Source organism: Geodermatophilus africanus, from assembly GCF_900107105.1.
Taxonomy (GTDB): Bacteria; Actinomycetota; Actinomycetes; order Mycobacteriales; family Geodermatophilaceae; genus Geodermatophilus; species Geodermatophilus africanus.
This window is the reverse complement of record NZ_FNOT01000018.1, coordinates 1-23,240: the sequence shown is the minus strand read 5'-3', so window position 1 is coordinate 23,240 and position 23,240 is coordinate 1. Positions and strand designations below refer to the sequence as shown.

Genomic DNA, 23,240 nt, shown 5'->3' with positions numbered 1-23,240 from the left:
ACACGACGAAAGGTGCTCGTGGAGGGATCCCCGCGGCAGCGTGGCGCCGTGCGCACGTCCGACCTCGAGTCGGCGGCGGAGGCGCTGCGCAGCGACCCCGCGCGCACCCGCGCCGCCCGTCGCCTCCGCACCGCGCAGAACGGCTCACCGGCGGTCGACCGGCTGGTCGAGCTGGCCGCACGCCTGCTCGGTGTGCGGGCCGGCCAGATCTCGCTGCTGGACGACGTCCAGTCGGTCGCCGGCGTCGCCGGGCTGCCGCCGGGCAGTGCCACCCGGGAGACCGGGCTCGCCGCCACCCCCTGCACGCTCGCCGCCGCCGAGACCCAGGTGCTGGCCATCCCGGACGCGCGCGCCGACGAGCGGGTCGGCCGGCTGCCACAGGTCACCGGTGGGCAGGTCGTCGCCTACCTCGGCGCCCCGCTGACCGACGGGGAGGGCCACGTCGTCGGGACGCTGTGCGTGTTCGACCCGCTGCCGCGGGAGTGGTCGGAGACCGACGCCGCCACGCTGCAGCAGCTCGCCGCCTCGGTGATGACCGAGCTCGAGTACGCGGCGCTCACCGGCGAGTACGAGCGCCAGCACCTGCGCTGGCGGCTGGCGATGGACGCCGGCGGCGTGGGCACCTTCGACTGGGACCTGCGGTCCGGCGAGCTGGTGTGGGACGACCCGCTGATGGCGATGTTCGGCTACACCATCGACGACTTCGACGGCACCATCACCGCCTTCAACCGGCGGCTGCACCCCGACGACCTGCCCCGCGTCAGCGAGGCGCTGCGCGCCTGCATCGATCTCGTCGGCGACTTCGAGGCGGAGTACCGCGTCGTCCGCCCGGATGGCGAGACCCGCTGGGTGCAGGCCCGCGGCCGGGCGCTGGCGGGCGCGGACGGCCGCGCCGTCCGCGTGCTCGGTGCCGCGTACGACACCACCGAGGACCGCACCGGCGACGTCCGCGTCACGCGCGTGCTCGAGGCGATGCCGGCCGGCTTCTACTCGCTCGACCACGAGTGGCGATTCACGCACGTCAACGCCGAGGCCGAGCGGCTGCTCGGCCGCAGCCGCGAGGAGCTGCTCGGCCAGGTCATCTGGACGGCGTTCCCGGCAACGGTGAACAGCGCCTTCGAGGAGCACTACCGCGGCGCGGTGCGGACCGGGGAGCCGGTCAACTTCGACGCGCACTACCCCGCGCCGCTCGACGGCTGGTACGAGCTGCGCGCCTGGCCCAGCCCCGAGGGGCTGTCGGTCTACTTCATCGAGGTGACCGAGCGGAAGCAGGCGCGGGACCACGCCGAGCGCTCCGCGCGGCGGCTGGCCCTGCTCGCGCAGGTCAGCGCCGAGCTGGCCGGCACCCTGGACGCACAGGCCGCCACCGGCCGGCTGCCCCGGGTGGTCGTCCCCGGCCTGGCGCAGTGGTGCATCGTCACGGTCGTCGACGGCGACGGGCGGCCGCGGGACGTCGGCTGGTGGCACGCCGAGCCCGCCGCCCGGGCGCTGGTCGAGCGCTACGCCGCCGTCCGGCTCGACGCCATGCCGGCGACGTCCCCCGTGGCCCGGGCCCTGCTCGCGGGCGAGGCGGTGCGCGCCGACGCCGTCGACGTGCGGCAGCTGCTGCCCACCGGCGAGGCGCTGGAGCTGCTCGACGCGCTGGCGCCCGGCTCGGCCGTGTGCCTGCCCCTGCGCGGCCGCGGGCGCACCCTGGGTGTGCTGACCCTCTACTCGGCCCCCGGCGAGGCCATGTCGCGGGAGGACCTGGCCACCGCGCAGGACGTCGCCGACCGGGCCGGCCTGGCCCTCGACAACACCCGGCTGTACGCGCAGCAGCAGCAGCTGGCGGAGGGCCTGCAGCGCAGCCTGCTGACCGAGCCGCCGGAGCCCGACCACGCGGAGATCGCCGTCCGCTACCTGCCGGCCGTCGAGGCCGCCCGGGTCGGGGGCGACTGGTACGACGCGTTCCTCCAACCCAGCGGGGCGACGATGCTCGTCATCGGCGACGTCGTCGGACACGACACCGAGGCAGCCGCGGCCATGGGTCAGCTGCGCGGGCTGCTGCGCGGCATCGCCACCTACAGCGACGCGCCGCCGGTCGAGGTGCTGCGCGGGTTGGACGCCTCGATGGCCGTGCTGCAGACGCACGTGCTCGCCACGGCCACGGTGGCGCGCTTCGAGCAGACCGACGACGAGCGCGGCCGCGGCCTCACCCGGATGCGCTGGGCGAACGCCGGGCACCTGCCGCCGCTGGTGATCAACCCCGACGGCAGCGTGGCCGAGCTGGCCGCGTGGAAGGGCGACCTGCTGCTGGGCGTGGACCCCGACGTGCGGCGCCAGGAGTCGGTGGTCACCCTCGACCGCGGCTCGACGGTGCTGCTGTTCACCGACGGGCTCGTCGAGCGGCGCGACGCCGACCTCGACGCCGGGATGGTGCGGCTGCGCGAGGCCCTGGTCGACCTCGCCCACCTGCCGCTGCAGCAGCTGCTCGACGAGGTCCTCGAGCGGCTGGTCGACGGCCGCCCCGAGGACGACGTCGCGCTGGTCGCCGTCCGCCTGCACCGCCAGGACCGGCCGCGCCCGCCGGAGGCAGGCCCCAACGACGTCCCGGACGTCGTCCCGCCGGAGCCTGCGTAGTCACCCGGCCCCTGCCGGCGTTCCTCGTGCTCCGCGGGTCCTGCAGCACCGGCAGTGCACGGGGGACCCCGGCGGTGTCAGAGTTCCCGGGTGACCACCACCGACGAGCTCTGCCTCCTGCCGGCGACCGAGCTGGCCGCGCTGATCCGCTCGCGGCAGCTGTCCGCGCGTGAGCTGACCGACGCCTGCCTGGCCCGCATCGAGCAGGTCGACGATCGGGTCAACGCAGTCGTCACGCTCGACGCCGATGGCGCCCGCGCCGCCGCCGACTCCGCCGACGCCGCGCTGGTCGCCGGCGAGGAGGTCGGCCCGCTGCACGGGCTGCCGGTGGCGCACAAGGACACCCACGCCACGGGCGGCATGCGCACCACCTGGGGCTCGCCGCTCGCCGACACCGTGCCGGCGGACGACGAGCTGGTGGTCGCCCGGCTGCGCGCGGCCGGGACGGTGCGGGTCGGCAAGACCAACGTGCCCGAGTTCGCGGCCGGCTCGCACACGTTCAACCCGCTGTTCGGCGTCACCCACAACCCGTACCGGCACGGGCTGTCGGCGGGCGGTTCGAGCGGGGGTGCGGCCGCGGCACTGGCGGCGGGTCTCGTGCCGATCGCCGAGGGCAGCGACTTCGGCGGCTCGCTGCGCAACCCGGCGGCGTTCTGCAACGTCGTCGGACTGCGGCCCACGCCGGGCCGGGTGCCGACCTGGCCGGCCGCGATGGGCTGGTCGCAGATGTCGGTGCAGGGGCCGATGGGCCGGACCGTGGCCGACGTCGCGCTGGTGCTGTCGGCGGTGGCCGGGCCGGACCGCCGCGTGCCGATCTCCCTCGGTGACCCCGGCACCTCGTTCGCCGCGCCGCTGCCCGAGCGCCTCGACGGGCTGCGGGTGGCCTGGGCGCCGGACCTGGGCGGGCGGGTGCGCGTGGACCCGGCGATCACCACGGTCCTGGCCGAGAGCGTGCGGGTGTTCGAGGAGCTCGGCGCAACGGTGGAGCCCGACTGCCCCGACCTCTCCGGCGCCGACGACGTCTTCGGCACGCTCCGGGCCTGGGTGTTCGACGCGACGTTCGGCGACCTGGCGCGGCAGCACCCGGACCGGCTCAAGGAGTCGATCCGCTGGAACGCCTCGCTGGGGGCCGGACTGACCGGCGCCGACATCGCCCGCGCCGAGATGGCCCACACGGCCCTCTACGAGCGCGTGGTGGCCTTCTTCGACCGCTACGACGTCCTGCTGGCGCCGACGACGCAGGTGCTGCCGTTCCCGGTCGAGCGGGAGTACCCGACCGAGATCGACGGGCAGCCGCTGGAGGACTACCTGGCCTGGATGCGCTCCTGCACGCTGATCACGCCGACCGGCTGCCCGGCGCTGTCGGTGCCCGGCGGCTTCACGCCCGACGGCCTGCCCGTGGGCCTGCAGGTCGTCGCGCCACCGCGGGCCGACCGGCGGGTGCTGGAGGTCGGGCACGCCTTCGAGCAGGCCACCCGCTTCGGCGAGCGCCGTCCGCTCCTCTGACGCCGTCTGACGCCGTCTAGCGCTGACGCCAGAGAGTCGCAGACGAGCCTCGACCGGCGTCTGCGACCCCATCGGCCGGGCGCTGGACAGCCGTAGACGCTGCTCGACGCGTCGAGTGGGACGAACGCGTGGCGATCAGCGCTCGACGGCCACGAGTTCGTCGCACTCGACCCCGGTGCCGGGGCCGGACAGCCGGGGGCGACCTCACCGGGCCCGGGCCACCGCCTCCCGGACCTGCCGCAGGGACGGGTTGGGGAGATACCGGCCGCCGACCACCACGGTGGGCGACAGCTCGTGGCCCTGCGGGTGGTGCGCCCGTACCGCCGCGGCGCCCTCCTCGTCGTCGCGGAAGCGGACCGACCGGTGCGGGACGCGGGCCAGGGTGAGCTGGGCGCGCAGCTTGGCCGCGTACGGGCACCCGGGCAGGTAGTACACGATCGGGACATCGGTCACGGCAGACCTCCCGGGGTGCGGCGGACGAACCCACGGTGGCAGCTCCACCCGCGCCGGACAACGGGCGACCGGCCACGCAGTCGAGGTGGGCGGTCGCGGCCGCCGGGTCCCGCAGACCGGCGCGAGCGGCGTCCTGACGGAACCCGACCGGGACCTCCGCCCGATCGACCGCTGTCTGCGACTCTCTCGGCCAGGCGCTAGACAGCCGAATACGGTGCTCGACCCGATGGCGCGACCACCCGGGCCGCGAACGTGGGCAGTCCGGGACCCTCGAGGTTGTCGAGCGCGACCGGCCGGCCGGCCATGGCGAGCACCAGGTCGACGGTGCGTCCCCGCACGAGCGGCCCCTTCCCCGACGCGAAGGGGCCGTCCGACGCCTCGAGCCGCAGTCCCGCCGCCCGCCGCTTCGACGGCACCGTGAAGTCGCGCGCCGCGTAGAACCGCGCCACCCGCTCCAGGGCCGCGGGCGCGTACGCGTGGCAGATGCCGAGCGGACGGCGGACGTCCTCGCCGTGGACGACGGCCTCCCCCAGCCACGCGTCGACGTTGCCGCGGGTGGGAGCCGTCCTGCTGTCCACGACCCCGCGGAACCGCCGGAGCGTCTCCTCCGGCGTGCGGTCGAGCTGCTCGCGCAGGCGCACGTCGACCATCCGGTCGACGTCGAAGCGGCAGCGGGCCAGGCCGGCGAGCCACCGGAGGGGGCCCGAGCTGGCCCCGGCGGTGAGGTGGGCGACGACCTCCTCGACGTCGAGCCCGTCGCACAGGGACGGCGCGCGCCAGTCGGCTTCCCCCAGGTCCCCGAGGTCCGCCACCAGAGCGGCCCGCTCGGCCGCCACCGCCTGCCACGAGTCCGTCACACCGATCCAGACCGGCACCGTGCCCGCAACTCATCGCCCGCCGCGGCGAGATCTGCACAGTGGTGGCCATCAGCGGCTGATGGCCACCACTGTGCAGATCTCGCGCAGGACGCGACCGCTAGGCGCGGCGGTGCAGGCCGCGCAGGGTCCGGACCGCGACCAGCAGCTCGGCCAGCTCCTGCCGGTCCCCCGCGGCGATGTCGACCAGCTGCGCGGCCGCCCGCTGTTGCGCGCCGTCCCAGCCGGCGACCCAGCGCGCCACGAGCCCGCCGGCGTCCTCGGAGGCGGCGTCGCGGCCGCCGAGGACCTCGGCGGTCAGCGCGGCCTGCTCGGCGGCCAGGTCGTCCCGCAGCGAGGCTCGGGCCATCGCCGGCCAGCGGCGGTCGCGGGGCAGCGCGACGACCAGCTCGCGCAGCGGCACCAGCGACAGCCGGTCGGCCACGGCCTGGTGCACCTGCCCGGCCAGCTCGATCGGGGCGCCGGTGCGCTCGGCGACGACCGCGAGGTCGAGCGCGGCCGGCAGCAGCGGCGCCGCGGCCACCTCCGCCGCCGGCGCCTCGGGCACCCCGGCCCGCCGCAGCCGGTCGGTGCGCTCGGCGAACGCGGCGGCCTCGGCCCCCAGCAGCCACGACGGCAGTCCGGCGCGCACCGCGGCCACCGGGGCGGCGAAGCGGTCGGTCAGGGCGCCCAGCGGCGCGGCCTCGGCGGCGGTCAGCTCCGGCAGCCGCAGCAGCCAGCGCGTCGCCCGCTCGGCCAGCCGGGTCGCCTCGGTCCGCAGCTCCACCTGGGTGGTCGCCGGCACCCGGTTGTCCAGTGGGCGGACGGCGTCCCAGAGCCGGTCCACCTCGAACACCGCCCGGGCGACCGTGTGCGCCCGAACCACGCCGGCCACCGGGACCCCGGTCTCCTCGGCCAGCCGGAACAGCCCGGTCACCCCGGCCACGTTGACCGCGCGGTTGGTCAGCGCGGTCGCGACGATCTCCCGCCGCAGCGGGTGCCCGGAGACCGCCGTGGGGAAGCGGCGGCGCAGCTCGGCCGGGAAGTACCCGACCAGCAGCTCCTCCAGTGCCGCGTCGTCGGGCAGGTCGGAGGCCAGGACGGCGTCGCCCGTCTCGAGCTTGGCGTAGGCCAGCAGCACCGACAGCTCCGGGCTGGTCAGCGCCTGCCCGTCGCGCCGCCGCTCGACGAGCTGCCGGTCGTCGGGGAGGAACTCGACGCTGCGCACCAGCCGGCCCGAGCGCTCCAGCGCCCGCAGGAAGCGGGCGTGCGCGTCGAGCAGGCTCCGCGCGGAGGTCGACTCCACGGCGAGGGCCGCGTTCTGCGCGTGGTTGTCGGTCAGGACGGCGACGGCGACCTCGTCGGTCATCTCGCCGAGCAGCGCCGCGCGACCCCCGGCGTCCAGCTCGCCGGCCTCGACCACCCGGTTCAGCGCGATCTTGATGTTGACCTCGTGGTCGGAGGTGTCCACGCCCGCGGAGTTGTCGATGGCGTCGGTGTTCACCCGACCGCCGTTCAGGGCGTACTCCACCCGGCCGCGCTGGGTGAGGCCGAGATTGCCGCCCTCCCCCACCACGCGCACCCGCAGGTCGCGGCCGTCGACCCGGACGGCGTCGTTGGCCTTGTCCCCCACGTCCAGCGCGCTCTCGGTCGAGGCCTTGACGTAGGTGCCGATGCCGCCGTTGAACAGCAGGTCGACCGGTGCCAGCAGCACGGCGCGGATGAGCTCGACCGGGGAGAGCGCGTCGACGTCCTCGGCCAGGCCCAGCGCCTCGCGCATCGGCTCGCTGACCGGGATCGTCTTCGCCGTCCGGGGCCACACGCCGCCGCCGGGGCTGATCAGCGCGGGGTCGTAGTCGGCCCACGAGGAGCGCGGCAGGTCGAACAGCCGGCGCCGCTCGGCGAAGGAGGCGGCCGCGTCGGGCGTGGGGTCGACGAACACGTGCCGGTGGTCGAAGGCGGCGACCAGCCGGATGTGCTCGGACAGCAGCATCCCGTTGCCGAAGACGTCGCCGGACATGTCGCCGACGCCGACCACGGTGAAGTCCTGGCTCTGCACGTCCAGGTCCAGCTCGCGGAAGTGCCGGGTCACCGACTCCCAGGCGCCGCGGGCGGTGATGCCCATGGCCTTGTGGTCGTAGCCGACCGAGCCACCGGAAGCGAAGGCGTCGCCCAGCCAGAAGCCGCGCTCCACCGCGACGGCGTTGGCCAGGTCGGAGAAGGTCGCCGTCCCCTTGTCGGCGGCGACGACGAGGTAGGTGTCGTCGCTGTCGTGCCGGACCACGCGCTCGGGCGGGACCACCTCGGGCGGGTGGGCGTGGTCGGAGACCAGGTTGTCGGTCAGGGACAGCAGCGCGCCGATGAACAGCCGGTAGCAGGCCTGCCCCTCGGCCAGCCAGGCGTCGCGGCCCTCGCTCTCCGCCGGCGGCCTGCGGACGACGAAGCCGCCCTTGGCGCCGGTCGGCACGATGACGGTGTTCTTCACCATCTGCGCCTTGACCAGCCCGAGCACCTCGGTCCGCAGGTCCTCGTGCCGGTCGGACCAGCGCAGCCCGCCGCGCGCGACCGCGCCGAAGCGCAGGTGCACGCCCATCACCCGCGGCGAGCTCACCCACACCTCGCGGGCCGGCCGCGGCTCGGGCACGTCGGGGACCTCGGCCGGGTGCAGCTTCAACGCGAGCGGACCGCCGGCGTAGTACGTGGTGCGCTGGGTGGCGAGGACGGCGGCGAGCATCGCGGTGAGCACCCGGTCGGCGTCCAGCGACTCCACGCGGCCGATCGCCTCGCGCAGCGACCGGGTCAGCTCCTCCTGCCGCGCGGCCCGCCCGCGGTCCCGACCCGGGGAGAAGCGGGTCTCGAACATCGCCACCAGCCGGGCGACGACGTCGGGGTGGGCGGCCAGCGTCGTCTCCACGTACCGCTGGCCGAAGGGCAGGCCGGCCTGCCGCAGCCACTGCACGTACGCGCGGACGACGGTCACCTGCCGCCAGTTCAGCCCGGCGAGCAGCGCCAGCGCGCCCAGGCCGTCGTCCTCGGCGTCGCCGCGCCACACCGCCGACAGCGCCTCGGTGAACCGCTCCGGCAGCGAGCCGGGGAACGGCAGGTCGCCGACCGGCGCGGTGAGCCCGAAGTCGTAGATCCAGGCCAGCGGGGCGCCGATCCGGTCGATCTCGTAGGGCCGCTCGTCGACGACGTCGACCCCCAGGTGCTGCAGCATCGGCAGCACGTCGGAGAGCAGCAGCCGCTGGCCCACCCGGTAGACCGCCAGCCGCGGCTCCGACGCCGACGCCCCGCTCGGCCGCCGCAGCACCAGCCCGAGCTCGCCCTCGGCCAGCCCGTCGAGCCGCTCGAGGTCCTCGACGGCGGTGGTGGCGGGGAAGTCCTCCTGGTAGACCGCGGGGAAGGCGTCGGCGACCCGCGCCAGCCGGCGCTCGGCGTCCGCGCCGTAGCGGGCGGCGAGCGCGTCGGAGAGCTCGTCGGTCCAGCTCCGGACGACGGCGGCCAGCGCGTCCTGCAGCGCGGGGACGTCGACGTCGGGCAGCGTGGCCCGCCCGCCCCGCGCCACGGGCGGGCGGACGACGAAGTGCAGCCGGGCCAGCACCGACTCGGTGACCCGCGCGGAGTACTCGATCGACGAGCCGCCCAGCCGCTCGAGCAGCAGCTGCTGGACCGCGAGCCGGACCTCGGTCGTGTACCGGTCGCGGGGCAGGTAGACGATCGCCGACCAGAACCGGCCTCCGGGGTCCCTGCGGAGGAACAGCCGGGTCTGCCGGCGCTCCTGCAGGTGCAGCACGGCCAGCGCCACCGGCAGCAGCTCGTCGGTGCCGACCTGGAACAGCTCGTCGCGCGGGTAGGTCTCCAGGACGTCGAACAGCGCCTTGCCGGTGTGGCTGTCGGCCGGGACACCGGAGCGCTCCACGACCTCGGCCGCCCGCCGGCGCACCAGCGGCACCTCGCGGACGGTGTGCGCGGCGGCCGCCGTCGGGAACAGCCCGACCAGCCGGTGCTGCCGGGCCGGGCCGCCGTCCGCGTCGGGCACGGTTACCGTGACCAGGTCCAGCCAGGTGCGGCGGTGCACGGTCGAGCGGGCGTCGGCCTTGGTGACCGCGAGCAGCGTGGCGCCCGAGGCGGCGTCGGGGGCCGCGGCGATGTCGGTGTCGCTGCGCAGGACGCCCAGCCCGCTGCCGGCGACCGGGCGGGCCGTCGTCCGGCCCCGGGCGCGCGCGAGGTCGACGTCGCGCGCCCCGAGCAGCACGAAGTTGCCGTCGGTGAGCCAGCGGAGCAGCGCCGCGGCCTCGGCGGGGTTGTCGGCCGGGTCCTCGGGGCCGGCGGCGCCCGCCTCTCCCCCGCGCTCCAGCCGGTCGGCGAGCTCCAGCACGCGGGTCCGCATCCGGCCGGCGTCCTCGTCCACGGCCCGGACGTCGGCCAGCACGGTGCGCAGGCCGGCGACCAGGTCGCCGGTCGCCTCGTCGTCCAGCGGCCCGTCGAGGACGACGGCCATCCAGGACTCGGCGAGCGCGTCGGTGCCGCACCCCTCCGGGTCGGCGCTGTCGCAGAACGCCCGGATCCGGCCGGTCACGTCGCGGCGGACCACCAGGACCGGGTGGACGACGTGCTCGAGGCCGAAGCCCTGCCGCACCACCTCGGCGGTCACCGAGTCGACGAGGAAGGGCATGTCGTCGGTGGCGACCAGCACCAGCGCGCGCGGACCGGCTCCGCCGGGGGCGGGCAGCTCCTGGACGTCGACCGTGGCCGACCCCTGGGGGCGCACCTCGGCCAGCCGCAGGTGCCGCAGCGCGAGTGCGGCGAGGTCGGCCGGGTCCTGGTCGAGGACCTCCGCCGCCGGCTCGCTCCAGTAGTAGCGGCGCAGCAGGGCCGGGAGGTCGTCGGCGTCGCAGCCGGGCGGCAGACCGGGTCCGCCGGCCACGGCCGCCCGGGCCGCCCGCTCCAGCACGCGGCGCTTCTCGTCGCGTTCCGCTTCGAGGGCGGCGAGCTCGGTCGCGGCGGCGGGCGTGCCGTCCTCCGCGGAGGCCGGTACCGGGATCGCCGGGACCGCGCCGGTGGTGCGGGTCATGAGAGCGAAACTAGTAGAAGGACCCCCTGCCCCCCACCACTCGTACGCTCGTGGCGGGTCCCTGCAGGGGCCCCGGGGTCAGCGGCGCTCGGTGAGCTGGTCGGCGATCCAGCCGCCGATGGCCAGCAGCAGCCCGCCGACGATCGCCGTGCCGAAGCCGTCGACCTGCAACCGGTCGGTGATCGCGGCGGTGATGCCGAGCAGCGCGGCGTTGACGACGAGGAGGAACAGCCCGAGCGTGACCAGCACGAACGGGAACGACAGCAGCCGCAGGATCGGCCCGACGACGGCGTTGACGACCGCGAAGATCAGCGCGATCCACAGGTAGGTGCCGGGCTCGCCGAGCGGCCCGTCCGGGTTCGGGATCACCTCGATGCCGTTCAGCAGGTAGGCGACGCCGTAGAAGACGGCGGCCATGAGGACGACCTTGACCAGGAACCTCAGCACCCCGCCCACGCTAGCGGCGCTCCCTGCCAGGACTCTGTGTGCCGGCGTCTCTACGGCCCTCTAGGAGCACGGGCAGACGACCGCAGACGCCCCTCGACGGGTGCCCTCCCCGCCGCCCGTCACCCGCCGCTGGTCCATGCTCGACGGAGCACGCGTTCCCGCGACGAGAGGAGGCCCCGTGCAGCGACCGGCCCTGGTCTTCGACGGCGACTGCGGGTTCTGCACCCGCTCGGCCGCCGTGGCCCGGCGGGTGCTGCCCGCCGGCTGCGCCGTCGTCCCGTGGCAGGGCGCCGACCTGGCCGCCGTGGGCACCACCGCGGCCCGCGCGCACGAGGAGGTGCTGTGGGTGCCGCGCACGGGGGACGTCGTGGGCGGGGCGCGCGCGGTCGCCGCCGCCTTGCGCGAGGCGGGGTCGGGGTGGGCGCTGCTGGGCCGGCTGCTGCAGCTGCCGCTCGTCCGGGCGCTGGCCGACCGGGTCTACCGGGTGGTGGCGGCCAACCGGATGCGGCTGCCCGGGGGGACGGCGGCCTGCGCCCTCCCGCCGCGTCCGGACGCCGGGGAGCGACCGGCCGCCTGAGCTGCGGCACCCGGCCCGCGGGCTCAGGTCAGCGGGAAGGCGTCCACGACCACGTACAGGCCCAGCAGGAACAGCACCCACGCGACCGCCTCGCCCGAGGCGCGCGACAGCCGGCTCTCCAGGCGGGCGAGCGCCGGGGTGAGCCGGTCGTGCAACGCCGCGCGGAGGGCGAGCAGCACGAGGGCGGGCAGCACCATCACCAGGCAGTAGCCGGCCAGCAGGGCGACGGTGGACGCGGTGCCGAGCCCCGACGTCGCCAGCAGGGCGATGGCGGCCAGGTAGGGCAGCATCGACGAGGCCTCGACCCCCACGGCGACGACCGCGAGACCGACCACCGCTCCGCCGCCCCCGTCCGCGTCCCCCCGCACCCGCTCCCGCCAGCGCACCAGCCGCCCGGGGCGGCGGGCGGCGCGGGCCGCCCGGCGCCGCTCCTTGCCCGCCGTGGTCCAGGGCTCCACGGTGAGGCCGAGGACGACCAGCACCACCCCGACGGCCAGCTGCGCGACGCGGCCGGCCGTGCTCTCGAGGGCGGCCGACACCGGGTCGAGCAGCTGCGCGGCGCCCAGGGCGAGCGCCACCCCGAGCAGCAGGTAGGCGCCGGCGACCGAGCCGAGGAAGAGCAGCACCCGGCCCGCCCGGACCCGGCCGGGCGCCAGCATCAGCCACAGCGGCAGCACCAGCGTGCCGATGCTCGTGCTGTCGACCAGCGCCAGCCCGGCGAGCGACAGCAGCAGTGCGACGTCCACCCGACCTCCCTCGCGTTCCAGCACGACTGTGCTGCCATGAGAAAGTAGCACAGTCGTGCTATCAAGAGGCGTGCCCCGGATCGTCGACGCCGACCAGCGGCGCAGGGAGCTGGCCGAGGCGGTCTGGCGGGTGATCCGGCGGGACGGCGTCCCGGGCGCCTCCGTGCGGACCGTCGCCCGGGAGGCCGGTACGTCGATGGGCGCCCTCCGGCACTGGTTCGCCACCCAGGACGAACTGCTGCACTTCGCCATGACCCTCGTGATGGAGCGTGCGCGGGCACGGGCCGAGGCGGTCGCGGCCTCCGGCGGACCGCTGGTCCCCCGCCTGCTCCGGGTGCTGGAGGAGACCCTCCCGCTCGACGACGAGCGGCGGGCCGAGACCGAGGTGTGGCTGGCGCTCACCGCGCGGGCGCTGGTCGACCCCCGCCTGGCCGAGCTGCGCGACCGCTCGGCCGCCGAACTCCACGGGTTCTGCACCCAGGTGGTGCAGGTCCTGGTCGCGGAGGGGGCCGCCCGGGCCGAGCTCGACGTCGGCCTCGAGGGCGAGCGGCTGTACGCCGTCCTGGACGGGCTGGCCGTGCACGCGGTGACCCGCCCGTCGGCGCTGCCGCCCGACCGGGCCCGCGAGGTGCTCGCGGCCCACCTCGCCGCCCTGCGCGACACGCCCTAGCCGGTTCTACCCACGTCTACGGTCCGATCTAGACGAGGCCATACGGTGCTCGACATGGACCCCGTGCGGAACCCGTACGCCCCCGGCGCCGGGCAGCGCCCGCCGGAGCTGGCCGGCCGGGACGGCGAGCTGTCGGCCTTCGACGTCGTCCTGGAGCGGATCGCGCACGGCCGCCCGGAGCGCTCGCTGGTGCTGACCGGGCTCCGCGGGGTCGGCAAGACCGTGCTGCTCAACCAGCTGCGCTCGGCGGCGATCGGCCGTGGCTGGGGCACCGGGAAGATCGAGGCGCGGCCGGACCAGTCGCTGCGCCGGCCGGTCTCCTCGGCGCTGCACATGGCGCTGCGCGAGCTGCGCCACCCCGACCAGGAGTCGATGGACGCCGTCCTGGGCGTGCTCAAGGCGTTCGCGCTCCGGCAGGCCGAGTCGTCGTCCCACCCACCCCGGGTGCGTGACCGCTGGCAGCCGGGCATCGACGTCGCGGCGTCGAGCGGGCGGGCCGACTCCGGCGACATGGAGATCGACCTCGTCGAGCTGCTCAGCGACGCCGCGGGGCTGGCCGCCGACGTCGGCAGGGGCGTGGCGCTGTTCATCGACGAGATGCAGGACGTGCCGGGCGACGACGTCTCGGCGATCTGCGCGGCCTGCCACGAGCTGTCGCAGCAGGGCGCGCCGTTGATCGTCGTCGGCGCGGGGTTGCCGCACCTGCCGGCGGTGCTGTCGGCGTCCAAGAGCTACTCCGAGCGGCTGTTCCGCTACCTGCGCATCGACCGGCTGGACCGGCCCGCCGCCGACCGCGCACTGCTCGCGCCGGCCGAGCGGGAGGAGGTCACCTTCGAGCCCGAGGCGCTCGACGCCCTGTACGCGGCCGCCGACGGCTATCCGTACTTCGTCCAGGCCTACGGCAAGGTGACCTGGGACGTCGCCGCCTCCTCGCCCATCACCGCCGCGGACGTCGCCGTGGCCGCGCCGGTCGCCGAGGCCGAGCTGGCGGTCGGGTTCTTCGGCTCCCGCTACGACCGGGCCACCCCCGCCGAGCGCGAGTACATGCACGCCATGGCCGAGTTGGGCGGACCGGCCGGGGCGGCCGTGTCCACCTCGGAGGTTGCGGTGTCGCTGGGCCGCAAGCCGGCCTCCCTCTCCCCCGCGCGGGACTCGCTGATCAAGAAGGGGCTGGTCTACTCCGCCGAGCGGGGCCAGATCGCCTTCACCGTCCCGCACTTCGGCCGCTACCTGCTCAGCCACCCCTCGGAGTAGGGCTCCCCGCGGCGAGGTCGCCGATCTCGCACGCCCGGGGCCCGGCGACCGTGCGGGATCGCCGCTCTCGCCGAGGCGGCCCGGCACGGGCTGCGGCCCGCGCTCCGCACGGGCAGGGTGGACGGCGTGAGCGACCCCGCCCGTGACCCCGAGCTGATCAGCGTCCCGGTGGAGGGCGGTGAGCTCGCCGCCCTGCACTGGCCCGCCGAGGCCCCCGGCGCCCCCGTCGCCGTGCTGCTGCACGGCATCACCGCCAACGCCATGGCCTGGGCGCGGGTGGCCGGCGCGCTGGCCGGGGAGTTCGAGGTGGTCGCGCCCGACCTACGCGGCCGGGCCGCCTCGGCCGGCCTGCCCGGCCCGTACGGGCTGGAGCGGCACGCCGCGGACGTCACCGCCGTCCTCGACTCCCTGGGAGCCGACGGCGATCCGGGGGCCGAGGCCAGCGTGCTCGTCGGGCACTCGATGGGGGCGTACGTCGCGGCGCTGGCGGCCGCCGGGGTGGCCCGCGACCGCGTGCACGGCCTGGTGATGGTCGACGGCGGGCTGTCGTTCCCGACGCCGCCCGGAGCCGACATCGACGCCATCCTCTCCGCCGTCATCGGTCCGTCCCTGGACCGCCTCTCGATGACCTTCCCCGACCTCGCCGCGGTGCGGGCCTTCTGGGCGCAGCACCCCGCGGTCGGCCCGTGGGTCGACGTGCCCTCGGTCGCGGCCTACCTGGCGCGCGACGTGGTCGGGGAGCCCCCGGCGCTGCGCAGCGCCTGCGTGCGCGAGGCGGTGCGGGTGGACGGCGGGGACGTGCTGCTCAACGAGCGGGTGCTCGAGGCGACCACCGACCTCCCGGTGCCCGCCACGCTGCTCTGGGCGACCCGCGGGTTCCTCGACCAGACACCGGGCATCTACGACGAGGTGCGGCTGGCCCAGCTCGGTCTGGAGCCGAGCGGGATCACCGCCCGCGAGGTGCCCGACACCAACCACTACTCCATCGTGTGGGCCAGCCAGGGGGTCGAGGCGGTCGCCGCCGCCGTCCGCGAGGCCGCCGCCCGCGGCTGAGGACACGCGGGGCGCGCCGCGCGGGTGCGCCTTGGCAGCGCGTCGGCCCGCTGCCACGATCCGGGCACCCTCCCGGCCTGCAGGGCGGCAGGAGGGGGGCTCCGAGGCCGGGGCCGGGGCCAGCCCGACGGAGAGGTGGGCCGGTCGTGGGGACCCCGGGGCCGCAGCCGCGGCAGCACGAGCCGCTCGACCGGTCCGCCGGGCTGGCCGCCGGCGTGCTGGCCGGCATGCCCGCCGCCCTGGGCTGCCTCGATCCGGCCGGGCGATTGGCGCTGCTCAACGCCGAGGGCGAGCGGCTGCTCGCGCGCCCCGCCGCCGACGTGCTGGGGAGGCCGGTCACCGAGGTGCTGCGCGCCGGCACGGCGGCCGCGGTCACCCGGGCCTGCCACGAGGCCCTGACGACGGGGGCGCCGGTGTCCCTGGAGGTGCCCGACCCCCGCGGCGGCCCCGGCTGGTCGGCCCTGCACGCCTGGCCGGCGTCCGACGGCGCCGCGTTCGCCTTCGTCGACGTCACCGCGCGCCGGAGGGCGCAGGACGAGGCCGAGGCGGCCCGGCGCGCCGCCGAGCGGGCCGGTGCGCGCACGGCGCTGCTGGCCGCGGTGACCGGCGAGCTCTCCGGCGCGCTCGACAGCGAGTCGGCGCTGGGCAGCCTGGCCCGGCTGGTCGTCCCCGCGCTCACCGACGGCTGCGTGGTCACCGTCGTCGACCGGGAGGGCCGGGCCCGCGACGTCGGCTCCTGGCACGCCGACCCGGCCCGCCGCCCGCTGCTCGACCGCTACGCCGAGGTCCGCCTGGACACCCTGCCCGCGGTCTCCCCCGTCGCCTGCGCGCTGCGGGCGGGCAGCGAGGCGCGGGAGCCGGTGTCCGCCGTCCTCGAGGTCATGCCCGACGGCCCCGCCCGCGACCTGCTGGCCGCGCTGGGCCCGGACACCGCCGTCGTCCTGCCGCTGACCGCCGACGGCCGCGCGGTCGGCGTCCTCACCCTCTACCTCGACCCGGGACGCACGCTGGACGACGAGGACCTGGCCACCGCCCGGGAGGTCGCCGCGCAGGCCGGCCGGGCCGTCGACCGGGTGCACCGGCAGAGCCAGCAGGCCAAGCTCGCCGAGGGCCTGCAGCGCAGCCTGCTCACCGAACCGCCGACGATCGCCGGAGCGGAGGTGGTCACCCGGTACGTGCCCGCGGCGGAGGCCGCCCGCGTCGGCGGCGACTGGTACGACGCCTTCCTGCACGCCGACGGCGACCCGGTGGTGGTGATCGGGGACGTCGCGGGGCACGACACCGCCGCGGCCGCCGAGATGGGCCAGCTGCGCGGGCTGCTCCGCGGCATCGCCCACTACAGCGCCGCGGGGCCGGCGGAGGTGCTGCGCGGCCTGGACGCCGCGATGGCCGCCATGCACACCGGCACGCTGGCCACGGCGGCGATCGCCCGGCTCGAGGACGGCGGCACCCGGCTTCGCTGGGCCAGTGCCGGGCACCCGCCGCCGCTGGTCGCCGACCCCGACGGGACGGTGACCGTGCTCGCCGACGGGCTGGGCGACCTGCTGCTCGGGGTGGACCCGACGGCGGTGCGGCGGGAGTCCACCGTGCCGCTGCGCCGGGGTGCGGTCGTGCTGCTCTACACCGACGGGCTGGTGGAGCGGCGCGACTGCGACGTCGACACCGGTGTGGCCCGGCTGCGGCAGCACCTGGCCGCGCTGGCCGGCCGGCCGCTCGAGCAGCTGGCCGACGAGCTGCTGGCCCGGATGCTGCCCGCGACCCCCGGGGACGACGTCGCCCTGGTGGCGATCTGCGTGCACCCGCCGAGGTGACGAGAGGCGCTCACTCCGCGGGCGGGAAACGCCGCGGCACGGTTGAGCCCCCAGCCGCCTGGGCAACCCGCTCCGTGACGAGGTCACCGACGGACGGGAGAGGGCAGTGGGTCGACTCGCGTGGCCGTTGCGCCCACTACCGGACGGCCGGGGCGAGGTGTGGCGGTGGGACCTGCAGGCCATCGCCGAGCTCCCCGCGGCCCGCGCGGTGCTGCGCGCCCGGCTGGACGGTGTCGGGTACCCCCGCGACGACGACGACACGGCGGCCGAGCGGCTGATCCTGGCCTTCGACGAGCTGGCGTCCAACGCGCTGCGGCACGGGCTGTCCCCCGTCGTCGCCACGGTGATCGCCGGCAGCGGCGGCTGGCTGCTCGACGTCAGCGACCGGGACCCCGACACGATGCCCAGCCCGGCCGTCGACCGCGATCCCGCCCAGGGCGGTCTGGGGCTCTACCTCGTGGCCCGGCTGTCGGTCGCGCACGGCTGGTACGTCGACGAGGGCTGCAAGCACGTCTGGGCCTGTCTGCCCACAAGCACCGACGACCGCGAGCCGGCGCTGAGCTGAAGGAGGACCCCTGCAGGGGGCCGTGGACGGCGACGGCCCCGAGGCGCGGTGCCTCGGGGCCGTCGTGGTCGTGCGCCCGGGACGGCGGGAGGGTCGCTCCAGCGCCGTCCCGGGGCGTCTGCTGCGTCAGGCCCCGGAGGGGATGACCAGGGACAGCCCGCCCTTGCCGTAACCGGGGACGTCGATGGCGAGGTCGAGCCGGTTGAAGTCGGCCAGCGAGCCGGCGATGTCACCGGGCAGGTCGTCGCCCGGGGCGTAGAGCTTGTAGAGCTTCGAGTGCGGCGCGCCCGGCACGTTGAACAGCGCCGAGAGCACGTTGACGACCTCGTGCAGCGCCTCGGTGAGCATCGAGGTCAGCTCGCCGTCCTCCTCGACGGCGTCCTGCGCGCCACCGGGGGGCAGCAGCGCGAGGGCGGCGCCGGTGTAGGCCGACGCGCCGAGGTCCAGGACGCACAGCGCGTTCACGCTCATCGACGGGTCCACGTACACGGCCACCGACACCGGCGACCGCGGCGTGGGGGTGACGGGGGCGCCCGGAGCCACGCTGACGGGCTTGCCCACCAGGCCGGTGAGCATGTCCTTGACGGCCTTGGCGTCGGGCAGGACGACGGTCAGCGGCGCGCTCATGCGATCACCCCGTCCAGGGCGTCCTTGAAGGTCTCCTCGTTGAACGGCTTGGCGATGAGGAACAGCGCGCCGGCGGCGCTGGCCCTGTCCCGCATCTCGGCCGAGCCCTCGGAGGTGACGAAGCCGAAGGGGACGCCGGAGCCGGACGAGCGCAGCGCCTGCAGGCACTCGATGCCGGTCATGTTCGGCATGTTCCAGTCCGACAGCACCAGGTCGGGATGCTCGCTCTGGACCTTGTCGTAGGCGTCGCGGCCGTCTTCGGCCTCGACGATCTCGTGGTCGTCGTACCCGGCCTGGCGCAGGGTGCGGATGACGATCTGCCGCATCACGCGGCTGTCGTCGGCGACGAGGATCTTCACAGGGACGCTCCGTTCGGGTGCGGGTTGTCGTGCACGGGGGAGGGGGTGGGCAGGGGCGGCAGGGCGCCCTGCACGGACACGGCCAGTGGCTGGCCGCGCCAGAGGACGTCGATGCGGCAGACGTCCTCGGGGTTGCGGACGACGGGGGCCTCCCCGACCACGGGCAGGCCCAGGGTGGACGGGCCGGGGAGGGCGGCCTTCACGTTGCCGCCGACCACGTTGGCGATCTCGCCGATCGCGTCGGCGACGTCCTCGTGGTCGAGCAGCTCGGGCGCTGCCTCCCCCAGCAGCGCCCGGGTCAGGTCGGCGGCGGTCTGCCGGCCGGTGGTGAGGACGACGCTGCCGGTCCACGGACCGACGACGTCGACCCACGCGGACACGGTGTCGGCCGGCAGGTCGCCGGGGACCGGGACGAGCAGCTCGTCCTCGCCGACGAGGGCGGTCCACGCCTCGTTGGCGATGGCCTCGACGGTCGCCTCGTCCATCAGCGCGGTGATGACCTGGCGTGGGTGGGCGGGGCGTGCGACCGACTCCGGTGCGAGCGTCACAGGTGGGCCTCCTCGGGGAGCATGCCGAGCAGCGCGAGCTTGTCGCGGAGCGCGTCGGCGGTGAACGGCTTGATCACGTACTCGTGGGCGCCGGCGGCGAGCGCGCGGACGATCTGGCCCTGCTCGCTCTCCGAGGTCACCATCATCAGCGTGAGGGCGCGCCAGGCCGGGTTGGACCGGACGGCGGAGACGAACTGCAGCCCGTCCATGACCGGCATGTTCCAGTCGATCGTGCACAGGTCGGGCGCGTAGCCCTCCTGCAGCACGTCGAGCGCCTCCTGCCCGTGGCCGGCATGGCGGGTCTCGTAGCCGAACCCCTCGAGGGCCGCGCTCACGATCCGCCGCATGGCGCGGGAGTCGTCGATCACCAGTGCACGCACGTCAGTTCCCCTTCAGCGGGCGGTAGGCGGAGCTGCGGCCGATGACGACCCGCTCCCAGGAGTCGTCGACGCCGAGGGTGGTCTCAGCAGCGCCGAGGAAGAGCCAACCGTCGGGCCGCATGAGGGCGCGGACCCGGCGGAGGATCGCCTGCTTGGTCGGCAGGTCGAAGTAGATGAGGACGTTGCGCAGGTAGACCACGTCGAACGGACCCATCCGCGGCAGCGGGGCGGCCAGGTTGCACTCGCTCGCGGTCACCATGCGCCGCAGCGACGGGGAGACCTGCCACTCGGTGCCCGCCCGGGCGAAGTGCCGGACGAGCATCGCCGCCGGCAGCCCGCGGTTGACCTCGAGCTGGCTGAACTTCCCGGCCCGCGTCCGCTCGACCATCTCGCGGGAGAGGTCGGTCGCGGTGATGGCGACCCGGCTCGTGGCGTTGGGCAGCGCGTCCTCGAGGAGCATCGCGATCGTGTACGGCTCCTGCCCGCTGGAGCAGGCCGCCGACCAGATCTGCAGCCGCTCGGCCGGGCCGCGGGCCGCCAGCAGGGAGGGCAGCACCGTCGAGGTGAGGGCGGTGAACGGGTCGCCGTCCCGGAACCACGACGTCTCGTTCGTGGTCAGCGCCTCGACGATCCTGCGGGTCGACTCCGGGCTGGGCCGGGTGCGGACCGAGTCGACCAGCTGGCCGACGTCGGGCAGGCCCATGGAGCGGGCGATGGGCAGCAGCCGCGCCTCCACCAGGTACTCCTTGCCCGGGGCGAGCACGATCGCGCTCTCCCGGTGCACCAGCTGGCGCACCCAGTCGAAGCTGGTCGCGGTGAGGGTCATCGTCGTCCTCCGGCGTGGGCAGGGGCGGTGGGAGCCGGCCGGACCGGGGCGACCGACGGTCCGGTGATGCGCCGGGTGATCGCCTCGGCGACCCGGTCCAGCGGCAGCACCTCGTCGGCGAAGCCCGCCGTCGCGACGGCCCCGGGCATGCCCCACACCACGGAGGTCGCCTGGTCCTGGACGACGACCGCACCCCCGGCCTCGCGGATGCGGCCGGCGCCGAGGCGACCGTCCGAGCCCATGCCCGTGAGCACGACGCCGAGGACGGCGCCGTCGAAGGTCTCGACCGCGGAGCGGAACAGCGGGTCGACGGCGGGACGGCAGAAGTTCTCCGGCGGCGCCTGGTCGAGGGCGGTGAACAGGCCGCGGCCGTTCCTCCGGATCCGCAGGTGGTGGTCGCCGGGGGCCAGATGCACCGTGCCGGGCGCCAGCGGGGTGCCGTCGACGGCCTCGACGACGGTGAGCGGGCAGAGCCGGTCCAGCCGCTGGGCGAACTGGCGGGTGAACACCGGCGGCATGTGCTGCACGAGCAGGATCGGGACCGGCAGCGTCGCCGGCAGGACGGGCAGCACCTTCGCCAGGGCCTCGGGGCCGCCGGTGGAGGAGCCGATGACGAGGACGGCGGGCTGCTTGACCGCGCCGGTGCGCAGGGCCGGCGGGCGGACGGGGGTGGGCGGCGGGACCGACGCGCGGGCCCGGCCGGTGGTGACCGGGCGCCCGGTCAGCGCCTTGATCTTCGGGGTGAGCTGCTCGCGCACGCTCTCCATCGACTGGGCGACGCTGCCGACGTTGGCCGGCTTGGTGACGTAGTCGTTGGCGCCGGCGGAGAGGGCGTCGAGGGTGGCCGACGCGCCCCGCTCGCTCAGCGTGCTGAACATGATGATCGGCACGCGGCTGCGCATGGCACGGATGGCGCGCACCGCCTCGATGCCGTTCATCTCCGGCATCTCGATGTCCATCGTGACCAGGTCGGGCTTGAGCTGCTCGAGCTTGGCGACGGCGATGCGGCCGTTGACGGCGGTGCCGACCACCTCGATCGCCGGGTCCTCCGAGAGGACGTCGGTGACGATCTTGCGGACGACCACCGAGTCGTCGACGACCAACACCCGGATCGGGTCCATGGGTCCTCCGTCTCCCCGTGCGGGGTGCCGGCCAGGGGCGAGCTGGCGTTGCGGGTCGGCACCCGCCCGGCAGCCGGGAACGGGGTGCAGCAGGCGGCCGGCCGGGTGCTCCCCGGCGGCGCCCGCTGGCAGTGCCTGTCACGGGTGTTGTCGGCCGCTCCCCCGACCTCCTTGAGCCGATCGGGAACATCGCGCGCCACACTTTTCCGATGATCATGAATGCGCTCGCCGACCGATCCGCGCAATTCGTCGACAGGTGTCCGGCGGTGGGACGGTCAGCGTCGCGATTGTCGTCTGGGCGTTTCTAGCGCCTGGACGAGAGAGCCGTAGAGAAGGCTCGCGAGGGTGAACGCCGTCCGCTCGGGTAGCCGGGGGCCATGGCACTCCCCCGGGTCCTCGTCCTCGTCCTGGCCGGCGGTGCCGGCGGCCGCCTCGAGCTGCTGACCGAGCAGCGCGCGAAGCCCGCCGTCCCCTTCGCCGGGGTGTACCGGCTGATCGACTTCCCGCTCAGCAACTGCCAGCACTCGCACCTGGCCGACGTGTGGGTGTCGGTGCAGTTCCACCCGGCGTCGCTGACCCTGCACCTGTCCAACGGCCGGCCGTGGGACCTCGACCGCACCGATGGCGGGCTGCTCGTGCTGCCGCCGTACCAGGGCACCGCCCGCGCCGGCTGGGTCTCCGGGACGGCGAACTCGCTGTGGCGCTACGCCCCGTTGGTCCGCGACTTCGCCCCGGACGCGCTGGTCGTGGTCAGCGCCGACGCCGTCTACAAGCTCGACTACCGCGAGGTCGTGGACGGCCACCTCGGCTCGGGCGCGGAGGTCACCATGGTCACCACCGAGGTCGCCGAGGACGACGCCCCGCGCTACGGCATCGTCGAGGTCGGCTCGGGCGGGGCGGTCACCGACTACGCCTACAAGCCCGACGAGCCGCGCACCACCACCGCGACCAACGAGGTGTTCGTCTTCTCCCCCGGCGCCATGCTGGACCGGCTGGAGGCACTGGCCGCCGAGCACGGCGAGGAGGGCCTCGAGGACCTCGGCACGCACCTGCTGCCGGCGCAGACCCGCGACGGCCTGGCCCGGGCCCACCCGTTCGAGGGCTACTGGCGCGACGTGGGCACCGTCGACGCCTACTGGCGGGCCCACCAGGAGTTCCTGTCCGCCGAGCCGCCGCTGGACCTCGACGACCCGGCCTGGGCGGTGCACACCCGCGGCGGCCGGCACAGCGCGGCGAGGGTGCTCCTGGACTCGGCGGTGGACAACAGCCTCATCTCTGGCGGCACCCGGGTGCTCGGGAACGTCCACGGCTCGGTGCTCTCCCCCGGCGTGGTCATCGAGGAGGGCGCGACCGTCGTCGACTCGGTGCTGCTGCCGGGCGTGCGCGTGCGGGCCGGCGCGACGGTCACCCGCACGGTGCTCGACGACGGCGTCGTGGTCGGTGAGCGCGCCACGGTCGGTGGGGACGGTGACGTCACGCTGGTCGGCCGACGCTCCGAGGTGGCGGCCGGCAGCGAGGTCCCCGCGGGCGCCCGCCTCCCCGACCCCGAGGAGGAGGACTGAGGGAGGACCGCGTGGAGGCGGCCGCAACTCCGGGGGAGGTGCTGCCTGATCGGGCCCTCCGGGGACCACTTCCTTGAAGTCGTGGGTGGCCCGGCCGGGTGGGGCTCAGCTCAGCGGGGGGACGGCCCCTGGCCGCGGCGTGAACCCGAGACGCCCTGCGCGGCGGTGCGAGGAGTGGGGGCCGGAGG

Annotated in this window: 20 protein-coding genes; 9 read left to right on the top strand and 11 right to left on the bottom strand. The window is 75.7% G+C overall.

The window, feature by feature from the left end:
• Positions 1–48 precede the first annotated feature (48 nt).
• Complete coding sequence (locus BLW63_RS22330) at positions 49–2,619, top strand: SpoIIE family protein phosphatase (protein ID WP_244522737.1); 2,571 nt, start codon at positions 49–51, stop codon at positions 2,617–2,619.
• 90 nt (positions 2,620–2,709) lie between these two features.
• Positions 2,710–4,125: an amidase gene (locus BLW63_RS22325; protein ID WP_091161164.1), complete on the top strand. Its 1,416-nt coding sequence runs from the start codon at positions 2,710–2,712 to the stop codon at positions 4,123–4,125.
• 204 nt (positions 4,126–4,329) lie between these two features.
• Here BLW63_RS22325 and BLW63_RS22320 read toward each other — a convergent pair whose 3' ends face one another.
• The 4 genes from BLW63_RS22320 to BLW63_RS22305 form a co-directional block, all read right to left on the bottom strand.
• The gene (locus BLW63_RS22320) at positions 4,330–4,578 is read right to left on the bottom strand and encodes a glutaredoxin family protein (protein WP_091161162.1); all 249 of its coding nucleotides are present in this window, start codon (positions 4,576–4,578) and stop codon (positions 4,330–4,332) included.
• A gap of 197 nt (positions 4,579–4,775) precedes the next feature.
• Positions 4,776–5,435 (bottom strand): maleylpyruvate isomerase family mycothiol-dependent enzyme, encoded by a 660-nt coding sequence (locus BLW63_RS22315; RefSeq protein WP_170856920.1) that lies wholly within the window; start codon positions 5,433–5,435, stop codon positions 4,776–4,778.
• A 118-nt stretch (positions 5,436–5,553) separates the two neighbouring features.
• Positions 5,554–10,506, bottom strand: coding sequence for an NAD-glutamate dehydrogenase (locus BLW63_RS22310; protein WP_170856919.1), 4,953 nt, complete (start codon positions 10,504–10,506; stop codon positions 5,554–5,556).
• A gap of 78 nt (positions 10,507–10,584) precedes the next feature.
• The gene (locus BLW63_RS22305; RefSeq protein WP_091161255.1) at positions 10,585–10,953 is read right to left on the bottom strand and encodes a phage holin family protein; all 369 of its coding nucleotides are present in this window, start codon (positions 10,951–10,953) and stop codon (positions 10,585–10,587) included.
• A 178-nt stretch (positions 10,954–11,131) separates the two neighbouring features.
• Between BLW63_RS22305 and BLW63_RS22300 the strand changes: the two genes are divergently transcribed.
• Positions 11,132–11,530 carry a thiol-disulfide oxidoreductase DCC family protein gene (locus BLW63_RS22300; RefSeq protein WP_211517234.1) on the top strand — a complete coding sequence of 133 codons (399 nt, stop codon included), beginning with the start codon at positions 11,132–11,134 and terminating at the stop codon, positions 11,528–11,530.
• Positions 11,531–11,553: 23 nt separating this feature from the next.
• On the opposite strand, the gene BLW63_RS22295 is transcribed toward BLW63_RS22300, so the two are convergent.
• On the bottom strand, positions 11,554–12,276 hold the full coding sequence (locus BLW63_RS22295) for a GAP family protein (RefSeq protein ID WP_170856918.1): 723 nt from the start codon (positions 12,274–12,276) through the stop codon (positions 11,554–11,556).
• A 70-nt stretch (positions 12,277–12,346) separates the two neighbouring features.
• Between BLW63_RS22295 and BLW63_RS22290 the strand changes: the two genes are divergently transcribed.
• The 5 genes from BLW63_RS22290 (at position 12,347) to BLW63_RS22270 (ending at position 17,629) form a co-directional block, all read left to right on the top strand.
• Positions 12,347–12,946 carry a TetR/AcrR family transcriptional regulator gene (locus tag BLW63_RS22290; protein WP_091161155.1) on the top strand — a complete coding sequence of 200 codons (600 nt, stop codon included), beginning with the start codon at positions 12,347–12,349 and terminating at the stop codon, positions 12,944–12,946.
• A 54-nt stretch (positions 12,947–13,000) separates the two neighbouring features.
• Positions 13,001–14,200: an ATP-binding protein gene (locus BLW63_RS22285; protein WP_091161250.1), complete on the top strand. Its 1,200-nt coding sequence runs from the start codon at positions 13,001–13,003 to the stop codon at positions 14,198–14,200.
• A 126-nt stretch (positions 14,201–14,326) separates the two neighbouring features.
• Positions 14,327–15,253 carry an alpha/beta fold hydrolase gene (locus tag BLW63_RS22280; protein WP_091161152.1) on the top strand — a complete coding sequence of 309 codons (927 nt, stop codon included), beginning with the start codon at positions 14,327–14,329 and terminating at the stop codon, positions 15,251–15,253.
• A gap of 146 nt (positions 15,254–15,399) precedes the next feature.
• Positions 15,400–17,064: a SpoIIE family protein phosphatase gene (locus BLW63_RS22275; RefSeq protein WP_091161150.1), complete on the top strand. Its 1,665-nt coding sequence runs from the start codon at positions 15,400–15,402 to the stop codon at positions 17,062–17,064.
• Between the two features lie 106 nt (positions 17,065–17,170).
• Complete coding sequence (locus tag BLW63_RS22270) at positions 17,171–17,629, top strand: ATP-binding protein (protein ID WP_091161147.1); 459 nt, start codon at positions 17,171–17,173, stop codon at positions 17,627–17,629.
• Between the two features lie 126 nt (positions 17,630–17,755).
• Here BLW63_RS22270 and BLW63_RS22265 read toward each other — a convergent pair whose 3' ends face one another.
• From BLW63_RS22265 to BLW63_RS22240, 6 genes are read right to left on the bottom strand one after another with little or no spacing between them, the layout of a single operon-like run.
• The gene (locus BLW63_RS22265) at positions 17,756–18,256 is read right to left on the bottom strand and encodes a hypothetical protein (RefSeq protein WP_091161144.1); all 501 of its coding nucleotides are present in this window, start codon (positions 18,254–18,256) and stop codon (positions 17,756–17,758) included.
• On the bottom strand, positions 18,253–18,615 hold the full coding sequence (locus tag BLW63_RS22260; protein WP_091161143.1) for a response regulator: 363 nt from the start codon (positions 18,613–18,615) through the stop codon (positions 18,253–18,255). Before BLW63_RS22260 ends, BLW63_RS22265 begins: the two co-directional genes overlap by 4 nt.
• Complete coding sequence (locus BLW63_RS22255) at positions 18,612–19,163, bottom strand: chemotaxis protein CheX (RefSeq protein WP_091161140.1); 552 nt, start codon at positions 19,161–19,163, stop codon at positions 18,612–18,614. Before BLW63_RS22255 ends, BLW63_RS22260 begins: the two co-directional genes overlap by 4 nt.
• Positions 19,160–19,543 carry a response regulator gene (locus BLW63_RS22250; protein WP_091161137.1) on the bottom strand — a complete coding sequence of 128 codons (384 nt, stop codon included), beginning with the start codon at positions 19,541–19,543 and terminating at the stop codon, positions 19,160–19,162. The genes BLW63_RS22255 and BLW63_RS22250 overlap by 4 nt, the downstream gene beginning before the upstream one ends.
• Before the next feature lies 1 nt (position 19,544).
• Entirely contained in the window at positions 19,545–20,369 is an 825-nt protein-coding gene (locus BLW63_RS22245) for a CheR family methyltransferase (RefSeq protein ID WP_091161135.1), read from the bottom strand.
• On the bottom strand, positions 20,366–21,490 hold the full coding sequence (locus tag BLW63_RS22240; protein ID WP_091161133.1) for a protein-glutamate methylesterase/protein-glutamine glutaminase: 1,125 nt from the start codon (positions 21,488–21,490) through the stop codon (positions 20,366–20,368). Before BLW63_RS22240 ends, BLW63_RS22245 begins: the two co-directional genes overlap by 4 nt.
• A gap of 377 nt (positions 21,491–21,867) precedes the next feature.
• On the opposite strand from BLW63_RS22240, the gene BLW63_RS22235 reads away from it, so the two are divergent.
• Positions 21,868–23,052, top strand: coding sequence for a glucose-1-phosphate adenylyltransferase family protein (locus BLW63_RS22235; protein ID WP_091161131.1), 1,185 nt, complete (start codon positions 21,868–21,870; stop codon positions 23,050–23,052).
• Positions 23,053–23,240 lie beyond the last annotated feature (188 nt).

Bases quoted from the DNA above. Each gene is read 5' to 3' on its own strand.
- BLW63_RS22310 (WP_170856919.1), bottom strand. From the start codon at position 10,506: ATGACCCGCACCACCGGCGCGGTCCCGGCGATCCCGGTACCGGCCTCC.
- BLW63_RS22285 (WP_091161250.1), top strand. From the start codon at position 13,001: ATGGACCCCGTGCGGAACCCGTACGCCCCCGGCGCCGGGCAGCGCCCG.
- BLW63_RS22265 (WP_091161144.1), bottom strand. From the start codon at position 18,256: ATGAGCGCGCCGCTGACCGTCGTCCTGCCCGACGCCAAGGCCGTCAAG.
- BLW63_RS22245 (WP_091161135.1), bottom strand. From the start codon at position 20,369: ATGACCCTCACCGCGACCAGCTTCGACTGGGTGCGCCAGCTGGTGCAC.
- BLW63_RS22240 (WP_091161133.1), bottom strand. From the start codon at position 21,490: ATGGACCCGATCCGGGTGTTGGTCGTCGACGACTCGGTGGTCGTCCGC.
- BLW63_RS22235 (WP_091161131.1), top strand. From the start codon at position 21,868: ATGGCACTCCCCCGGGTCCTCGTCCTCGTCCTGGCCGGCGGTGCCGGC.